This is a genomic window from Gordonia sp. (in: high G+C Gram-positive bacteria) (assembly GCF_047600565.1).
Taxonomy (GTDB): Bacteria; Actinomycetota; Actinomycetes; order Mycobacteriales; family Mycobacteriaceae; genus Gordonia.
The window spans coordinates 130,588-146,085 of the sequence record NZ_JASGKN010000001.1 but is presented as its reverse complement, the minus strand read 5'-3'; the positions used below and the strand labels follow the sequence as shown (position 1 = coordinate 146,085).

At 68.8% G+C, this 15,498-nt stretch carries 17 protein-coding genes; 9 read left to right on the top strand and 8 right to left on the bottom strand.

Annotated features, from left to right (window positions below; all coding sequences use genetic code 11):
• Window positions 1-9: 9 nt before the first annotated feature.
• Both QM774_RS00770 and QM774_RS00765 read right to left on the bottom strand, forming a co-directional pair.
• Window positions 10-477, bottom strand: coding sequence for a peroxiredoxin (locus tag QM774_RS00770; RefSeq protein ID WP_414974070.1), 468 nt, complete (start codon window positions 475-477; stop codon window positions 10-12).
• Window positions 478-494: 17 nt separating this feature from the next.
• Window positions 495-2,261: a GNAT family N-acetyltransferase gene (locus tag QM774_RS00765; protein ID WP_414974069.1), complete on the bottom strand. Its 1,767-nt coding sequence runs from the start codon at window positions 2,259-2,261 to the stop codon at window positions 495-497.
• A 77-nt stretch (window positions 2,262-2,338) separates the two neighbouring features.
• Between QM774_RS00765 and QM774_RS00760 the strand changes: the two genes are divergently transcribed.
• From QM774_RS00760 to QM774_RS00750, 3 genes are read left to right on the top strand one after another with little or no spacing between them, the layout of a single operon-like run.
• On the top strand, window positions 2,339-3,118 hold the full coding sequence (locus QM774_RS00760; RefSeq protein WP_414974068.1) for an alpha/beta fold hydrolase: 780 nt from the start codon (window positions 2,339-2,341) through the stop codon (window positions 3,116-3,118).
• A 29-nt stretch (window positions 3,119-3,147) separates the two neighbouring features.
• Window positions 3,148-3,996 carry an alpha/beta fold hydrolase gene (locus tag QM774_RS00755; RefSeq protein ID WP_414974067.1) on the top strand — a complete coding sequence of 283 codons (849 nt, stop codon included), beginning with the start codon at window positions 3,148-3,150 and terminating at the stop codon, window positions 3,994-3,996.
• Window positions 3,993-4,292, top strand: coding sequence for a SelT/SelW/SelH family protein (locus tag QM774_RS00750; RefSeq protein ID WP_414974066.1), 300 nt, complete (start codon window positions 3,993-3,995; stop codon window positions 4,290-4,292). Before QM774_RS00755 ends, QM774_RS00750 begins: the two co-directional genes overlap by 4 nt.
• Here the strand turns inward: QM774_RS00750 and QM774_RS00745 are convergent.
• Window positions 4,283-4,546, bottom strand: a complete 264-nt coding sequence (locus tag QM774_RS00745; RefSeq protein ID WP_414974065.1) for a hypothetical protein — start codon at window positions 4,544-4,546, stop codon at window positions 4,283-4,285. The two genes, QM774_RS00750 and QM774_RS00745, sit on opposite strands and share 10 nt — an antisense overlap.
• Window positions 4,547-4,601: 55 nt before the next feature.
• On the bottom strand, window positions 4,602-6,164 hold the full coding sequence (locus QM774_RS00740; protein ID WP_414974064.1) for an acyl-CoA carboxylase subunit beta: 1,563 nt from the start codon (window positions 6,162-6,164) through the stop codon (window positions 4,602-4,604).
• Window positions 6,165-6,214: 50 nt separating this feature from the next.
• Here QM774_RS00740 and QM774_RS00735 point away from each other — a divergent pair, with 50 nt between their 5' ends.
• Complete coding sequence (locus tag QM774_RS00735; RefSeq protein WP_414974063.1) at window positions 6,215-6,637, top strand: GNAT family N-acetyltransferase; 423 nt, start codon at window positions 6,215-6,217, stop codon at window positions 6,635-6,637.
• An 88-nt stretch (window positions 6,638-6,725) separates the two neighbouring features.
• Here the strand turns inward: QM774_RS00735 and QM774_RS00730 are convergent, their stop codons facing one another.
• Entirely contained in the window at window positions 6,726-9,002 is a 2,277-nt protein-coding gene (locus QM774_RS00730) for an ArnT family glycosyltransferase (RefSeq protein WP_414974062.1), read from the bottom strand.
• A gap of 136 nt (window positions 9,003-9,138) precedes the next feature.
• On the opposite strand from QM774_RS00730, the gene QM774_RS00725 reads away from it, so the two are divergent.
• Window positions 9,139-9,705 (top strand): nucleosidase, encoded by a 567-nt coding sequence (locus QM774_RS00725; protein ID WP_414974061.1) that lies wholly within the window; start codon window positions 9,139-9,141, stop codon window positions 9,703-9,705.
• Here QM774_RS00725 and QM774_RS00720 read toward each other — a convergent pair.
• From QM774_RS00720 to QM774_RS00710, 3 genes are read right to left on the bottom strand one after another with little or no spacing between them, the layout of a single operon-like run.
• Entirely contained in the window at window positions 9,695-10,384 is a 690-nt protein-coding gene (locus QM774_RS00720; protein ID WP_414974060.1) for an aspartate/glutamate racemase family protein, read from the bottom strand. The two genes, QM774_RS00725 and QM774_RS00720, sit on opposite strands and share 11 nt — an antisense overlap.
• Window positions 10,381-10,872 (bottom strand): peptide-methionine (S)-S-oxide reductase, encoded by a 492-nt coding sequence (locus QM774_RS00715; RefSeq protein ID WP_414974059.1) that lies wholly within the window; start codon window positions 10,870-10,872, stop codon window positions 10,381-10,383. The genes QM774_RS00720 and QM774_RS00715 overlap by 4 nt, the downstream gene beginning before the upstream one ends.
• A 43-nt stretch (window positions 10,873-10,915) precedes the next feature.
• On the bottom strand, window positions 10,916-12,796 hold the full coding sequence (locus QM774_RS00710; RefSeq protein ID WP_414974058.1) for a 5-methyltetrahydropteroyltriglutamate--homocysteine S-methyltransferase: 1,881 nt from the start codon (window positions 12,794-12,796) through the stop codon (window positions 10,916-10,918).
• Between the two features lie 214 nt (window positions 12,797-13,010).
• Here QM774_RS00710 and QM774_RS00705 point away from each other — a divergent pair, with 214 nt between their 5' ends.
• The 4 genes from QM774_RS00705 to QM774_RS00690 all read left to right on the top strand — a co-directional run bounded on the left by QM774_RS00705 (window position 13,011) and on the right by QM774_RS00690 (window position 15,439).
• The gene (locus tag QM774_RS00705; protein WP_414974057.1) at window positions 13,011-14,069 is read left to right on the top strand and encodes a lipase family protein; all 1,059 of its coding nucleotides are present in this window, start codon (window positions 13,011-13,013) and stop codon (window positions 14,067-14,069) included.
• Window positions 14,050-14,310, top strand: a complete 261-nt coding sequence (locus tag QM774_RS00700; RefSeq protein WP_414974056.1) for a lipase family protein — start codon at window positions 14,050-14,052, stop codon at window positions 14,308-14,310. The genes QM774_RS00705 and QM774_RS00700 overlap by 20 nt, the downstream gene beginning before the upstream one ends.
• Before the next feature lie 31 nt (window positions 14,311-14,341).
• Window positions 14,342-14,965 carry a TetR/AcrR family transcriptional regulator gene (locus tag QM774_RS00695; RefSeq protein WP_414974055.1) on the top strand — a complete coding sequence of 208 codons (624 nt, stop codon included), beginning with the start codon at window positions 14,342-14,344 and terminating at the stop codon, window positions 14,963-14,965.
• A gap of 78 nt (window positions 14,966-15,043) precedes the next feature.
• The gene (locus QM774_RS00690) at window positions 15,044-15,439 is read left to right on the top strand and encodes a hypothetical protein (protein ID WP_414974054.1); all 396 of its coding nucleotides are present in this window, start codon (window positions 15,044-15,046) and stop codon (window positions 15,437-15,439) included.
• Window positions 15,440-15,498 lie beyond the last annotated feature (59 nt).

Below are 15,498 nucleotides of genomic sequence, written 5' to 3'. Positions count from 1 at the left end.
GTTATGGGCTCAGGAGGTGCTGGTACCCAGGGCCTTCAACGCGCGGTCGGCGTGCACGTTCATGTCCACTTCTGACGCGATGACGTCGGCGACGGTTCCGTCCTGCCGGATGGCGAAGGTGGTCCGCTTGGTCGGCATGCCGACGGTGCGCAGCAGCGAGCCACGACGGACGCCGTAGGCGGTCGCCACCGCGCCGTCGGTGTCGGCGAGCAGTGGGTAGTCCAGGCCGTGTTTGGCGGTCCAGTCACTCTGCTTGGCGACGTCGTCGGCACTGATGCCGACGCGCTGCACGCCGGCGGCGGCGAACTCGGAGGCGAGATCCCGGAAGTGGCACGCCTCCTTGGTGCAGCCGGGCGTGAAGGCGGCCGGATAGAAGAACAGTGCCACCGGGCCGTCGGCGAGCAGATCCGTCAGGCTCCGGGAGTCGCCGTTCTGATCGGTGAGGGTGAAGTCGGGTGCGCGGTCGCCGGGTTTCATGACTCCAGTGTGCCAGTTCACAGCGCGCGCTTGAGGCCCACTTGGTTGGTGGTGTAGCCGAGACGCGCGTAGAAGTCGCGGGCGCGTTCGCGGGTCTCGTCGGTGGTGACCTGGGCCAGGGTGGCGCCGTGGAGACGGCCGTGGGCGTGTGCCCAGTCGAGCATGGCCGTACCCAGACCCTGTGACCGGTAGGGGGCGGCGACACGCAGGCCTTCGATCTGCAGGCGGGTGGCGCCGCCGCGGCACAGGCCCGGGATCACGGTCAGCTGCATGGTGCCGGCCATGCGTCCCGCGGCGTCGCGCACCACGGCCAGATAGTGGGCTTCGTCGTGGGCGACGCGGTCGTAGGCGGCCTCGTAGGGAGCGCATTCGGCGACCTCACGGCTGCGGCCGATCTCGTCGTCGGACAGCAGCGCCACGATGTCGGGGACGTCGCCGCGGTGTGCGCGTTCGATCCGGTACTCGGCGTCGCCGACCCGCAGCCGGCTGGTGACCGAGGCGTGGGCGACCCCGCGCATGCGGTCGATCAGCTGGTCCAGCCAGCCGCCGACGTTCTCACGCGCCTCGGGGGTGTCCGGGTAGCGGCAGCGCAGGTGCAGCCCGTCGACGTCGAAGATGAACCAGAGCATGACGCCGTCGGTGCGGATCGCCGCCCCCACGTACTGGGCTTCGAGGGCGGCGGCGTCGACGCGCACCGGGAGGCGGCGCAGGTCGAGCCACGAGATCGCGAACATGCCGGGCCCCTCCGGCATGCCGCCCCACGGCGCGAGAATGTCTTCGAGCGGCCAGGAACCGAGATGGACGGCCTCGCGGACGGCGGCGGCCGCCGCCTCGGGTGCCGGATCCGACGATTCGATCACCGAGTTGGTGATGAACCAGCCGACCGAGTCGTTCCAGGTCGGTTCGTAGCGGCTGTGCACCGGGAACACCGCGCGCAACGGCTGCCCCGCCATCTCCCGGGTCACCGCGGTCATCGCGGCCACCGTCAGCGAGAGGGTGGAGACGCCGTCGACGCGGGCCTGCGCGGAGAACGCGGCGGCGTCGTCGACGCCGAAGACGTCACGCACCTCGACGCGTTCGGGATGGACGTCCACGTCACCGAGGGACAGCGGGAACCGCGGCATCACGTCACCGGACGCCGCCAGGATCTGCGCCCAGCGTTCGCGGACCTCGCCGGGGGCGACGGGTCGTTCACGCAGTGCGCGGGTGTGTTCGTCGAAGGCGGGCACCGGGCGCAGCGTCGGTGGCCGGCCGTCGTGAATGCGGTTCAGGGCGCGGCGGAAGTCGCGCAGGATCACCAGCATCGACCACATGTCGACGTGCGAATGGTCGCAGGCGACCACCACCGTGGGGCCGGTGGCCGTCTCCAGTACGCACAACCGGTGGGACGGCCGGCTGTACGGCGTGCAGGTGGCGTCGAGGACTTCACGCAGCGCGTCGTTGACGGCCTGTCCGGGCGCGATCGGATGCTCGGTCCAGGTTCCGGGACCGACCTCGATCTCGTGGAGCTCCGGAACACCGCCGGGCCCCTCGGTGAAGGCGGTCCGCAGGGTTCCGTGACGTTCGATGACCGCCAGCCAGGCGGCCGCCAGATCGTCGCGCGGCACCGGCTCGGGCAGCTTGAAGCTCAACGCCATCCACGAGCCGGCGCGGTCGCCGGCCCCGACGTGGCGTCGCTGGTCGAACGAGATCGGCTGGGTGACGCCGGTGTCGTTCACCGTCACGTCATAGCCCATCAACCGGCCGAAAGGCAGGCGTAGGTGGGTGACGTTCGTGAGCCGCATGGGCGTAACGTAGCGGCCCTGAGTTTCCGGGTTGTTACCGGAGAGTGCGCAGAAGGTGCGGATTCGAGGAGCGGGAGATGGCGAGATTCGCGGTGCCGGGCGCCGAGCTGGACTGGTCGCTCAGCGATGAGGGCGGCCGCCCCGTCGTGCAGTTGCACGGACTGACGTCGAGCCGTGCCCGCGACCATGTGCTGGACCTGAATCTGGGGATCGGACTGTCCGGCACCCGACTGCTGCGGTACGACGCGCGCGGGCACGGGAAGTCGACGGGCCGGCCGGTGCCGGACGAGTACCGCTGGCCGTCGCTGGCCCAAGACCTGCTCGCGCTGCTGGACGACCGTTTCCCCGGCGAGCAGGTGTACGGCGTGGGGACCTCGATGGGCTGCGGCACTCTGCTGCATGCGGCGGCGGCCGAACCCGACCGGTTCAGCGGCCTGACGATCCTGCTGCCCCCGACCGCGTGGGCGAGCCGGGTGCCGCAGTCCGAGAACTATCTGCGGCGCGCCGACCTGGTGGAGACCGAAGGCCTCGAAGCGTTCATCGACCTCGACCGCGACGCGGCCCAGCCGCCGGCGACGGTCGGGCGGCCGGAGACGCGGCCGGAGGTGAGTGCGGAACTGCTGCCGTCGATCCTGCGTGGTGCGGCCGCCAGCGACCTGCCGTCCCTCGAGGCGATCGCGACGATCGGGGCACCGGTGCGGATCCTCGCCTGGATCGACGATCCCGGACATCCGTTGACCACCGCCGATACCTTGGAGGGTGTGCTGCCGCAGGCCACACTCGACGTCGCGAGCACGCCCGAAGAGGTTCGCGGCTGGCCGGCACTGCTGCACCAGGACGTCCTCGCCCTCGGCTGAGTCCGGGCGAGAAGACCGCAAGGAGACCCGTGGCGAAGATCCATGTCCCCGGCGCCGTGCTCGACGCGACGCTCACCGGCACGTCCGGTCCGGCCGTCGTGCAGTTGCACGGGCTCGCGTCGTCACGCACGCGGGACCACGTCGTCGGTCTGGACACCGCACGCGACCTGACCGGTGTCCGGCTGTTGCGCTACGACGCCCGCGGGCACGGGAGATCCGGCGGCCGCACCGTGCCCGAGGACTACGCCTGGGATCATCTGGCGACCGACCTGCTGACCGCGCTGGACCAGTTCTTCCCCGGCGAGCAGGTGTACGGGGCGGGTACGTCGATGGGATTGGGGACGGTGCTGCACGCCGCGGTCCGCGAACCCGACCGGTTCTGCGGACTGACCCTGCAGATGCCGCCGACCGCCTGGGAGACCCGGGTCCCGCAGCGCGGCTTCTATCTGGGCGCCGCCACAGCCATCGAGGACCACGGGTTCGAGGCGTTCGTGGCCCCCGGACGCAACGCTCCCCCGCCGCCCGCCCAGGTCGGCTGGCCGCACGCCGACCCCGACATGGATCCGGACCTGGCGCCGTCGGTGTACCGCGGTGCGGCGCTCAGCGATCTGCCGGACAAGGAACTGATCGCCGGAATCACGGTGCCGGTAACGATCCTGTCGTGGACCGACGATCCGACGCATCCGCAGTCGTCGGCGCGACTCCTGGACGAGTTGATCCCTCAGGCGAAGCTGAACGTCGCCCGCACCCCGGACGATTTCGCCCGGTGGCCGGACCTGTTCGCCGCCGGCGTGGAGCCCTTCAAGACGACGGCGGCACCGAAGAAGGCGGCGTCGACGAAGGCCGCGCCGACGAAGGCGCCGAGGGATCGCGCATGAGCGGGCCTGCGGTCACCATCACCTACTGCACGCAGTGCCACTGGCTGCTGCGGGCGTCGTGGATGGCGTCGGAACTGCTCAGCACCTTCGGCACCGAGCTGGGCGCCGTGACGCTCGTTCCCGGCACCGGCGGGGTGTTCCGGGTGGACGTCGACGGCGAGCCGGCATGGAACCGCAAGCGTGACGGCGGTTTCCCGGACGCGGCCACGCTGAAGAAGCGGGTCCGCGATCTCGCCTTCCCGGGCCGAGACCTGGGGCACGCGGACCGGGACGGCGAAGCCTCGGATCAGACCTGATCCTGCTGCTGACGCATCGAGACCTCCGGCGGGTGGACGGCTGCCGCCAGCGCCAGGATCGTCAGCGCCAGCCACAGCCACTTCCACCAGGTCTCGCTCTGGAAGATGCTGCAGGCGAGGCTGCCGGCCATGAACAGCCAGAACAACGAACTCAGCACCTTGTACTGGCTGAACGTGATGGACGGGCGGGTACGGATCGCGATGGTCAGCATGGCGGCGAGGATGCAGATCCAGCTGATGATGTCGAGGGTCATGAAAGCGCCTTTCCGGGCGAATGTCGTTGACGTGAAGCCTAACGGGCGCGGGCGCTCAGATCGGTGAGATCGAGCGGCGCTTGCCGGGAACGCGCGGTGCGCGGCGCGGCGAGACCCGTCCGAGGGCTTCGATCAGCAGGCCGCGAGTGGCCGACGGGAGCACGACGTCGTCGATGCCGAAACTGTCGGCGGCCAGCAGCGGGTCGACGTTCGCCTGGAACAGGGTGATGAGGTCGGCACGGTGCCCGGCAGGGTCGTCGGCGGCCTCATACTGGGAGCGGAAGGCCAGGTCGACGGCCGATTCGATGGGGATCGCGCAGATCTCGGCGGTCGGCCACGCCAGTGACAGATCGGCTTCGATGCTGCGTCCACCGCCCATCACGATGTAGGCGGCGCCGTAGGCCTTGCGGGTGACGATCACGAACCGCGGGACGGTGGCGTTGCCCAGTTCGTAGCCCAGTCGCGCGCTGCGCCGGACCAGGCCGCTCTCCTCGGCGCCTGCACCGACCAGGAAGCCGGGGAGATCGATCAGCACCAGCAGGGGGAGGCCGAAGGCGTCGCAGACGGCCACGAAGTGGGCGGCCTTCTCGCAGGCCGCCGCGTCCAGGGCTCCACCCCAGTGGGTGGGCTGGTTGGCGACCACCCCCATCGGGCGGCCGCCGACGCGGATGACGGTGGTGACGACGTTGGGGGCGTGCGCGGACTTGATCTCGAAGACCGTGTCGACGTCGGCGAGGCCTTCGATCACGGCGCGGACGTCGTAGGCGGTCTTGCCCTCCGGAGGCACCAGCTCGTCGAGCCGTCCGGCAGTGTCGCCGGGCTCGAACGGGGCCGTCGCGAAGATCGGCCGGTCGTCGGCGTTGGACGGCAGATACGACAGGTAGGCGCGGATCGAATCGAGCACCTCCGTCTCGTCGTCGCCGACGAAGTCGACCACGCCGCGCTGCGCCTGCAGGTCTGCGCCGCCGATCTCGTCGTTGGTCAGATCTTCCCCGGTCGCGGCCTTGACCAGCGGTGACGACGACATCCCGATGGTGCCGGTGCCGCGGATGATGGTGACGAAGTCGCAGCAGGCGGCGAGGTTGGCGGGCGCACCGAATCCGGGGCCCATCATCGCGGCGACCAGCGGCACCTGCCCGGACAGGTCCGTGAGCCGCAGCATGAGACGGGATCCGGGGGCGGCCAGGCGCGAGTCGAGGGCCTCCTGCATGCGGTGGCCGCCGCCGTCCATCAGCATGACGAGCGGAATGCCGTCGTTGAGGGCGCGTTCGGCGCAGCGATCCAGTTTGGCCATGCCGGTGGCACCGTTGCTGCCGCCGAGGACGGTGAAGTCGAACGCCGCGATCACGACGGGACGGCCGTCGACGTACCCGACACCGGTGACGACGCCGTCTCCCGGTGCGACGAGCGGTGCCGCGCCCTGTTGCGCGGGTCCGGGGCCGGCGAGGGCGCCGAACTCGTAGAAGCCGCCGTACGCCAGTTCGGCGATGCGTTCCCGAGCGGTCTTCTTGCCTCGCGCATGCTGCTTGGCGACCTTCTCGGCGCGTGCCCCGTCGGTGACCGCGTCGTAGGCGGCGGTGACGCGCGCGTTGAGGTCGGCCGAAGTCGTGTCGGTCATGGTCTGCGAGGCTATCGGATCGAACGGCCGCCAGGTGCGACGATGGTGACGTGAACGTCGAACCATTGACCGAGGCCGATCTGCGGTCCCCCGAGTTCCGGGAGCTGCTGCGCGCCGCCACCGACTACGACGACGCACGGCTGACGGCGCTGGTCGACGGGGAGATCGGCGAGCTCACGGTGATCGGCACCCGGGACGGCGACACGGTCACCGGGTTCGCCGCCTACCTGCCCGGCGAGGACACCACCGTCATCGAGTACATCGCCTCCGATGAGGCGGTGCGCGGCACCGGGATCGGCACCGCACTGGTGGCCGCCGTCGCGCAACGCAACCCGGAGTCGGCGGTGCTGGCGCAGACCGACGACGACGCCATCGGCTTCTACCGCGCGCTCGGTTTCCTCACCCGCGACGCCGAAACCGATCCCCGCTGGCCGGACCGCCGCCGCTACGACTGCCTGCGGCTTCCCGGGTAGCGGCCCGGCCGCCGAATCGGCAGAGCAACGGCCCGCCGGTGGAGGGGCCGGCGGGCCGCTGTTCTTCGGCGATCAGCCGGTCAGCTGGTCAGCTGGTCAGCTTGTAGACGGTCGAGTTGCCGACGGTCGTCGCGGTGAAGTTGGCCTTCACCCAGCTGTCGATCGACTCTTCGCCGTTCTGAGAGCCGCCGCGCATTCCGCCGCCGCCACCGAAGCCGCCGGAGACGTAGTACGCGATCTTGCCTTCCTTCACCCACTGCTTGAACTGGTCGAGGGTAGGCGCCGGGTCGCCGCCGAATCCGCCGATGGCGATCACCGGGCGTCCCGATTCGAGCTGGAGGCCGGCCTGCGACTGTGCACCGTTGGTGGCTGCCGCCCAGGTGGTGTCGGTGCTCTTGAGCAGGTCGATCACCTTGGTGTCGGTGCGGCCGCCGCCACCGGGGCCGCCCATGCCGCCGCCGAAGCCGCCGCGACGGCTGCTCGACGAACCGCCGGTCCCGGACTGGCCGGTGCCCTGCGCGTCTTGGCCCGACTGAGCCTGACCCGACTGGCCCTGACTCGACTGGCCCTGGCCGGTGCCGGTCTCGCCGGACTGGCCCTGACCGGACGGTGCCTGACCGCTGGGCAGCTGGCCACTCGAACCGGTGCCGCCCTGCGTCGAGCCGGATGACTGGCCGCCGCCGGAGCCCTCGCCGTTCGAGGAGCCGCCTCCCATGCCGCCGGGCATTCCGCCACCCATGCCGCCGGGGCCGCCCATGCCGCCGCCGTTGGCTGTCTGCACGACGCTCGGGATGGATCCGGAGTGCGGGGTGTTGGCGGTCGCGATACCGAAGGTGCCGAGGGTGATGCCTCCGGCGACGGTGAGTGTCGCGGCGAGCAGTGCTGCGCGCCGGCCGTCGGCCTTGCGCAGAACCGCCAGTGCGGCGAGTCCGAGGACGGTGGCCACGGCCAGGACCCAGCCGAGGACCGGCCAGGCGAAGCCGGTGGCGTGCGCCTTGATGGCGCCCCAGCCGGTGGCCGAGACCAGCATGGCCGCCAGGAGTGCGGTGCCGGCCCAGGTGGCGCGGTGACGCCAGCCGACCACGGCGCCGATGGCGACCACCGCGGCGATCGCGGGGGCGAGCGCGACCGTGTAGTACGGGTGCACGGTGCCGCTCATGTAGCCGAACACGATGGCGGTCACCACGAGCCAGCTGCCGAAGACGGTCAGGCCCAGTGCGATGTCACGGGTGATCGGATTGCGGACCTGCAGACCCTTGACCCGTGCGATCGCGTAGACGAACCACGAGAGGACGGCGGCCACGAGCACCAGGCAGGCGGTCAGCAGCAGCCAGGAGATCTCGTTGCCGAACTCGTTGCTGAAGAGTCGGGCGAGCGTCGGGGTGCCACCGAACGACGTGCCGGTGGCGCCGTTGCCGCCGGGGCCGCCGCCCATGCCTCCCCCGCCGCCACCGTGGCCGCCGCCGAAGATGCGGGCGAAGCCGTTGTAGCCGAGGACCAGGTCCATGAACGAGTTGTCGGTGGAGCCGCCGATGTAGGGGCGTGAGCTCTTGGGCCACAGGTCGACGAGGGCGACGTACCAGCCTGCCGACACGATCAGAGCGACCGTCGCGACAGCGAGATCACGGATCCGCTTGAGCCACGTGGTGCGCGCGAACAGCAGGTAGGCCAGGCCGAATCCGGGCAGCACCAGCAGACCCTGCAGCATCTTGGTGAGGAAGGCGAAGCCGAGGGCGACGCCGACCAGGGCGAGCCATTTCAGTGACGCCTTCTGGCAGGCGCGGACGGTGCAGTAGGCCGCGACGGTCATCAGCAGCACCAGCAGGGCGTCGGGGTTGTTGAAGCGGAAGATCAGGACCGCGGCGGGCGTCAGCGCGAGGATGGCGCCGGCGAGCAGGCCGCCGGCCGTCGCCGTGCGCGACGACCCGCTGCTCAGCAGCAGGCGCCGCACGGTCGCATACAGAACCCACACCGACAGCACACCCATGACGGCCTGCGGCACCAGGATCGACCACGAACTCAGACCGAAGAGCCGCACCGACAGGCCGGTCGCCCAGAGTGCGGCGGGCGGCTTGTCGACGGTGATGACGTTGTTGGGGTCGAGAGAGCCGAACAGCCACGCCTTCCAGCTCTCGCCGCCGGCCTGCGCGGCGGCGGCGTAGAAGTCGTTGCCCCAGCCGTTCGCGGACAGGTTGATGAGATAGAGCAGCGCCGTACCGACGAGCAGTGCGGCCACCGCCCAGTAGCGGGACTCCCAATGCCATCGTGTGCCGGCGAGGGGTGGGCGACGCCGTTTCGGTGCGGCGTCGTCGCTGGTGGCCGGCACGATGTCCGGCACGGCGGGTGCGAGGTCTGTTGCGGTCATGGTGCCTATCCTGACCGACTGCTCTGCACACAACCTGGGGGAAACCTGGGAACTTCCCGGCAGTCACACCGACCCCCGTCGTCGTACCTCGGCGCTGCTGACGCCATCGCGCGCCGGGAAACCTACGATCGGGGGCATGGACGACGTTCTGGTGGTGTCGGCGACCGAGGCCGAGGCCGCCCATGTGCCGGAGGGCACCGATCTGCTGGTCTCCGGGATCGGGAAGGTGCGCGCGGCGACCGCGCTGTCCCGGTGTCTCGCCGCGGCGCCCGGACGGTATCGCCGGGTGATCAATATCGGCACCGCCGGCGCATTGCACCCGCATCACGCCGGACTGTTCGTACCGTCGCGCGTTATGGAGCACGACATCTCGGCGGCCGAGCTGACGGCGCTCGGCTATCCGATCCGGGACTCCTGGGACGTACCCGGCGGTGACGGTTCGGTGCTGGCGACCGGGGACACGTTCGTCAACGACACCGTGACGCGGGAACGTCTCGCCCGGCGCGCCGATCTGGTGGACATGGAGGGTGCCGCACTGGCGCACGTGTCCAGCGAGTTCGGGGTGCCGTTCCGGCTCGTGAAGGTGGTCAGCGACCACGCGGACGATTCGGCGATGGACTGGCCGGCGGCGATCGATGCGGCGGCTCGCCGCCTGGGTGCCTGGCTCACCGAGACGGGGTTCGGCGAGGCCGTCAGTCCGTGATGGCGGCGACGAGGGCGCGGGCGTGGATGGGCACCGGGTCGAGGCACGGGAGCGGCGACACGTCGTCGTCGAGGATGAGCGGCAGTTCGGTACAGCCGAGGATCACCTGCTGCGCGCCTTCGCCGCGGAGCCGCTCGATGATCGCGACGAAGCCGTCCCGGGTGTCGTCGCGCACGACGCCGTATTCGAGTTCGGTGGCGATCTTGTCCTGAATCCAGGTGACGTCGTGAGCGTCGGGGACCACGACGTCCAGTCCGGCGGCCCGCAGCGGACCGGTGAAGAAGTCTTCGGTCATCGTGTACTCGGTGCCGAGGAGGGCGAGCCTGGTGGCGCCGCTGTTCACGATCGCGTCGCTGGTCGCTTCGACGGCGCTGACCAGCGGGATCGGGGAGGCGTCGCGGAGCCGGTCGAACACGATGTGCGGGGTGAGTGCGGTCAGGGAGGCGACGTCGGCGCCGGCGCCCGCGAGCCGTGTGATGGCGTCGGACAGATAGGCGGCGAGCCCGTCGAAGTCGCGGCGCGAGCAGTGGTCGAGGACGCGGAACACGCTCAACGATTCGATGGTCAGTTCGGGCAGAGTGTGCGGACCGGCGACGCGCTGAACGCCGTCGATGACCGCTTTGTAGTAGAAGACGGTCGATTCGGGCCCGGTGCCGCCGATGAGTCCGAGTTTCTTCACTGGCGGTCTCCTCGATACTTGGTGAGCAGTGGCCGGGGGATGTGGCAGGAGTCGTCGGGGAATCGCGCGAGCCTGTCTTGGTGCTCGTCGGCGCTGCGCACGTATCTGGACAGCGGCAGCACTTCGACGGCGATGCGGTCGGCGTCGTCGCGGGCGTCGATGAAGGCGCGCGCCTGCTGCAGGTGCGCCGGATTCTCCGAGTAGAGGCCGGTGCGGTATTTTTCGCCGACGTCCGGCCCCTGACGGTTCACGCTGTACGGGTCGATGATCTCGAACAGATAGCCCATCAGCTGTTCGACGGTGACGGTCGTCGGGTCGAATCGGGTGCGCACGCATTCGGCGTAGCCGTCGTAGTCGCCGTCGAGCGAGTCGCCGGCGCCGTTCGCCCGCCCGGCCTCGGTGGAGACGACGCCGGGCAGTGTTGCGACGAAGGCCTGCACGCCCCACAGGCAGCCGCCTGCCAGGTAGATCTCTTCGACGCCGGTCACGAGTTCACGGTATCCCCACACCCCGGTCGCCCGGTCACGCGCGTCAGCTTCGGCGCAGAGTCCTCGCCGCTGCCACCATATGGGTGAGGGGCGGTTTCACTTCCTCCCACGCGCGAGTCTTGAGGCCGCAGTCGGGATTGACCCACAGGTTCCGTCGCGGCAGCACCGCCTCGGCTTTACGCATCAGGTTGACCATCTCGTGCTCGGGCGGGACTCGGGGTGAGTCGATGTCGTACACGCCGGGCCCGATCTCGTTCGGATATTCGAAGTCGACGAATGCGTCAAGCAGTTCCATGTTGGACCGGCTCGTTTCGATGGTGATGACGTCGGCGTCCATGTCGGCGATGGATTCGATGATGTCGTTGAACTCCGAATAGCACATGTGGGTGTGGATCTGGGTGTCGTCCTTGACGCCGCTGGCCGTGAGGCGGAACGATTCCACCGCCCAATCCAGGTACGGGCCCCACTCCTTCTCGCGGAGCGGTAGACCCTCCCGGAATGCGGGCTCGTCGATCTGGATGGCGGCGATTCCGGCGGCCTCCAGATCCTTGGTCTGCGGGAACGAACCGATCGTGGTCGTCGGAAATTCCGGCAGCCGCAGCTTCTCGGCCTGTTTGAGCTGACGGACCGAGAAGTCGGAGGCCCGCTGGAAATCGGCTTCCTCGACCCGCGACAGACGTGCCCCGACGGCATCGTTGTGGATGCGCTCACTGGTGCGACGCGACTGGGCTGCCGCCCGGTTGGCGGCGAGCGCATCGTCACCGCCGGAACCTTCCAGCAGACGACGGAGATCGATCACCTCGTCGAGTTTCTGATCAGCGAAGGACAGCCAGCTCTTCAGCTCGTCGTCGAGCCCGGGCTCGTTGTCCAGGGTGATCGGCGAATGCATGAGTGAACAGCTCGGCGCGATCCACAGACGGTCCGCACCGACCGCATCCTGGGCTTTCCGGAGGATGTCCAGCGACGCGTCATAGTTGTTCTTCCACACGTTGCGGCCTTCGACGATGCCCACCGACAGGATCTTGTCGCCGGGGAACCGTGCGAGTACCGGATCGATGTCGTCGGCGCCACGAACGAAGTCGAAGTGCAGGGCGTCGACCGGCAACGACAGGTAGGCGTCGAGGTTGTCCAGGACACCGCCGAAATAGCTGGCGACCATCAGTTCGACACCGTCGGCGGCGTGCGCGAGACGCCGATACGCCGTGCGCAGCGCTTCGCGCTGTTTGTCGTCCAGGTCGAGGGCGAACACCGGTTCGTCGAGCTGAATCCACGTCGCACCGGCCCAGGCGAGCCGGGCGATGATCTCCACGTAGACGTCGACGAGGTTGTCGAGGAGCGTGAACGGATCGAAGTCCGGGTGCGCCGAATCCTGCACCTTGCCCAGCGACAGGTAGGTGACCGGACCGATCAGTACCGGTTTGGCGTCAATGCCCAGTGCCTGAGCCTCGGCGAACTCGTCGAACACCTTGGTACCGCTCAGGGAGAAGACGGTTCCAGCGTGGAACTCCGGGACGATGTAGTGGTAGTTGGTGTCGAACCACTTCGTCATCTCGCTGGCGAACGTGGAGACCTTTCCGGTCTGGCAGTCCTTGTCTTCGGGGTCCACCGACGAGCCGTTCGTGGTGCCGCGGGCGATGGTGAACACCGTGTTGACGTCGGTCTGACCGCCATCCCACTGAAAGCGCGGCGGCACGTTGCCGAGTAGGCAGCTCATGTCGAGGGTCTGGTCGTAGAACGAGAAGTCGTTGACGGGGATGAGGTCGATGCCGGCGTCGCGCTGTTTGAGCCAGTTGGTCCTCCGGACCTGTGCACCCACCTCGAGCAGTTCGGTCTCGGAGAGTTCGCCCTTCCAAAACGCTTCGGTCGCCCGCTTGAGCTCGCGCCGCTCACCGATACGCGGGTATCCGAGGTTGTGTGTCTGCATCGTGTTCCGTCTCTCCCACGGTCAGGTGGTCGACGGTGGTGGACTGCACCTTCGACCTTATTGGTAATGATTACCAATAAGGTCGCACTGCGCCTCCCGGCCGAGCGAAGTCGCGTTCCAGATACTGTGTTCCAGATCACTGCCGCGTGCTAGTGTCCCCATCAAGTGAAATATGAATGTTTCACTCATGGTCTATCGGAGGGGATCTCGCACCATGAAGTTCCGATTCAGCGTGGCGGCGGCGGTCGGGGCCGCCGCCGCGCTCATCGTCGGCCTGACCGCTCCTGTCGCGCAGGCCACGCCTAAGCAGCCGATCAAGGTGGCTCCGGCGCAGGCGGTCCCCGCCCCGCAGGAACTGGACCCGTCGTTCTACGAACCGGCCCGCCGCACCTACGTCAACAAGCAGCCCGGCGAGATCCTGGCCGCCCGCCGGATCATCCCCGCCACCTTCGGGGTGATGCCGATGAACGTCGATGCCTGGCAGCTCTCGTACCGGTCAACGAATAGTCGCGGCGAGCCGATCGCCGCGGTCACCACCCTCCTCAAGCCCCGCGGGCGGGCGACCGGCCCGCGCAAGCTCGTCTCCATGCAGATGGCCGAGGACTCGCTCGCCGGATACTGCGCGACGTCGTACGCGGTGCAGCAGGGGTCGGCGGCGGCGCTCGCCGGACAGATCGGGGTGCCTGGCGAGATGTCCATCGTGCAGGACATGCTGGATCAGGGCTGGGCGGTGTCGCTGCCCGACCATCAGGGTCCGAAGCACGCCTATGCGGCCGGCCCACTCGGCGCCCGCATCACGCTCGACGGTCTGCGCGCCGCCAAACGGTTCGCGCCGTTCGGCATCGACGACGCGTCGCCGATCGCCATGTACGGGTACTCCGGCGGGGCCATCGTCACCGGACACGCCGCCGAACTCCGGAAGACCTACGCACCCGAGCTGAACATCGTCGGCGCCGCGGAGGGCGGGGTGCCGGCGGACCTGAAGGTGGTCTTGAACACCGCGCAGAACAACGCCACCAGCGGACTGGTCCTTGCGGCGGTGTTCGGCGTCGCCCGCGAATATCCCTACTTCCAGCGGTTCCTGGACCAGCATCTCGAATGCCGATGGCAAGGCCCTGCGGGCGGCCAAGGCGCCACTGTGTGTGGGGTTGCAACCGGAGGTACTGCCGTTCCTCAGCATCACGGGGTTGCTGCGGTGGCCGGGCGACCCGGTGAAGGCTCCCCCGGTAAAGCGACTGCTGGACGAGACGCGGATGGGCAAGTCGGTCCCTGACTTCCCCATGTACGTCTGGAACAGTGCCGACGACGAGATCATCCCCGTCAGCCAGGTGGATACCCTCGTCCGCACGTACTGCCGTGACGCGAACGCCTCGGTCACCTACACGCGGTATCACCATTCCGAGCATGTGATGACCGAGCTCGCCGGGGCGTCACCCGCCGTCCGTTGGCTCAAGACGCGCCTCGACGGCAAGCCGGCCGCCGCCGGGTGCGTCACGCGCAACGAGCAGAGATGAGCCGGGGATGGTGGCCCGTAGCCTGGGCGGGGTGAGCGACGAGCAGCGGGTGTACGGCGGACAGGTCGTGGCCGATCGTGCTCGCGAACGCCGGGAGCGGTTTCTGGCCGCCGCCACCGAGGTCTTCGGCACCGAGGGTTACGCCGGTAGTTCGGTTCCGCAGATCTGCCGGGTAGCCGAACTGTCCAGCCGGCAGTTCTATCAGGAGTTCAGCGACCGCGAACATGTGCTGCGGGAACTGTATGACCGGATCCACGACGCGACCACGCAGGCTGTCGCCGACGCGGTGTTCGAGAAGATCTCGGCGGGGACCGAGCTCGACGAGGTCCTCGACGCCGGCGTCCGCGCCTTCGTGAACTCGTTCGACGATCCCCGAGTCATCCGCATCGCCTTCGTCGAAGTGGTCGGGGTGAGCCCGGCCTTCGAGGAGTACCGCTTCGCGCGCCGGGACCGCTGGAGTGAACTGCTGCAGTCCGCCGCGCAGGCCAGTGCGGCGCAGGGGATGACGATCGGCTCGACCACACCCCTGCAGTGGACGGCCTTCATCGGGGCGGTCAACGCGACCATCGTCGAACGATCACTGAACCCGACGCTCTCCGACGAGGACATCGTGGCGACCATGCGCACACTGCTCCGGCCCGGAATCGTCGACTGACAGGAACTCGACTCGACGTCGGAGTGGAACTCGAGCCGGTACGCCGGCGGGCACCCGAATGCCTGAAATAATGTGCCGATGACGACACCGCGACCGGATCTGGTCGAGCGCTCCCGCCCCTTCCTGCCCGACGATGCCGAAATCCGGCAGGTCTTCATCTGCCAGTCCGCACCGAACTTCGGCTACTTCGTCATCACGTATCTCACTGGGCTCACCATCGGCTTGATCAAGTATCGCTGCGTGGCAGTAACCTCGGACAACATCTACGTACTGGAGAGCAGCAAGATGCCAGGCGGAAGCCGACCACAGTCCCTGGTCGGCACAATGCCGCGCCACACCCGGCTCGGGCCGGTATCCGGCCGGTGGACCACGATAACGCTTCTCGGCGAGCGCCACTGGGTGCACAAACGCTTCTATCCGTCCATCCGCGAAGCCGACCGCGAGGCAGGGTTCTCGTATTCGGAGCAGAACTGACTGGGCTCTCGCTCTGGCATCAAGGATCCTTCCGATGTCCGGACCATAGGCGTTGTCGG

Excerpts from the sequence above, each read along its gene's own strand:
- QM774_RS00705 (WP_414974057.1), top strand. The coding sequence starts at position 13,011 with ATGAAGTTCCGATTCAGCGTGGCGGCGGCGGTCGGGGCCGCCGCCGCG.
- QM774_RS00770 (WP_414974070.1), bottom strand. The coding sequence starts at position 477 with ATGAAACCCGGCGACCGCGCACCCGACTTCACCCTCACCGATCAGAAC.
- QM774_RS00765 (WP_414974069.1), bottom strand. The coding sequence starts at position 2,261 with ATGCGGCTCACGAACGTCACCCACCTACGCCTGCCTTTCGGCCGGTTG.
- QM774_RS00690 (WP_414974054.1), top strand. The coding sequence starts at position 15,044 with ATGACGACACCGCGACCGGATCTGGTCGAGCGCTCCCGCCCCTTCCTG.
- QM774_RS00700 (WP_414974056.1), top strand. The coding sequence starts at position 14,050 with ATGGGCAAGTCGGTCCCTGACTTCCCCATGTACGTCTGGAACAGTGCC.
- QM774_RS00710 (WP_414974058.1), bottom strand. The coding sequence starts at position 12,796 with ATGCAGACACACAACCTCGGATACCCGCGTATCGGTGAGCGGCGCGAG.
- QM774_RS00750 (WP_414974066.1), top strand. The coding sequence starts at position 3,993 with ATGAGCGGGCCTGCGGTCACCATCACCTACTGCACGCAGTGCCACTGG.
- QM774_RS00725 (WP_414974061.1), top strand. The coding sequence starts at position 9,139 with ATGGACGACGTTCTGGTGGTGTCGGCGACCGAGGCCGAGGCCGCCCAT.
- QM774_RS00760 (WP_414974068.1), top strand. The coding sequence starts at position 2,339 with ATGGCGAGATTCGCGGTGCCGGGCGCCGAGCTGGACTGGTCGCTCAGC.
- QM774_RS00740 (WP_414974064.1), bottom strand. The coding sequence starts at position 6,164 with ATGACCGACACGACTTCGGCCGACCTCAACGCGCGCGTCACCGCCGCC.
- QM774_RS00730 (WP_414974062.1), bottom strand. The coding sequence starts at position 9,002 with ATGACCGCAACAGACCTCGCACCCGCCGTGCCGGACATCGTGCCGGCC.
- QM774_RS00745 (WP_414974065.1), bottom strand. The coding sequence starts at position 4,546 with ATGACCCTCGACATCATCAGCTGGATCTGCATCCTCGCCGCCATGCTG.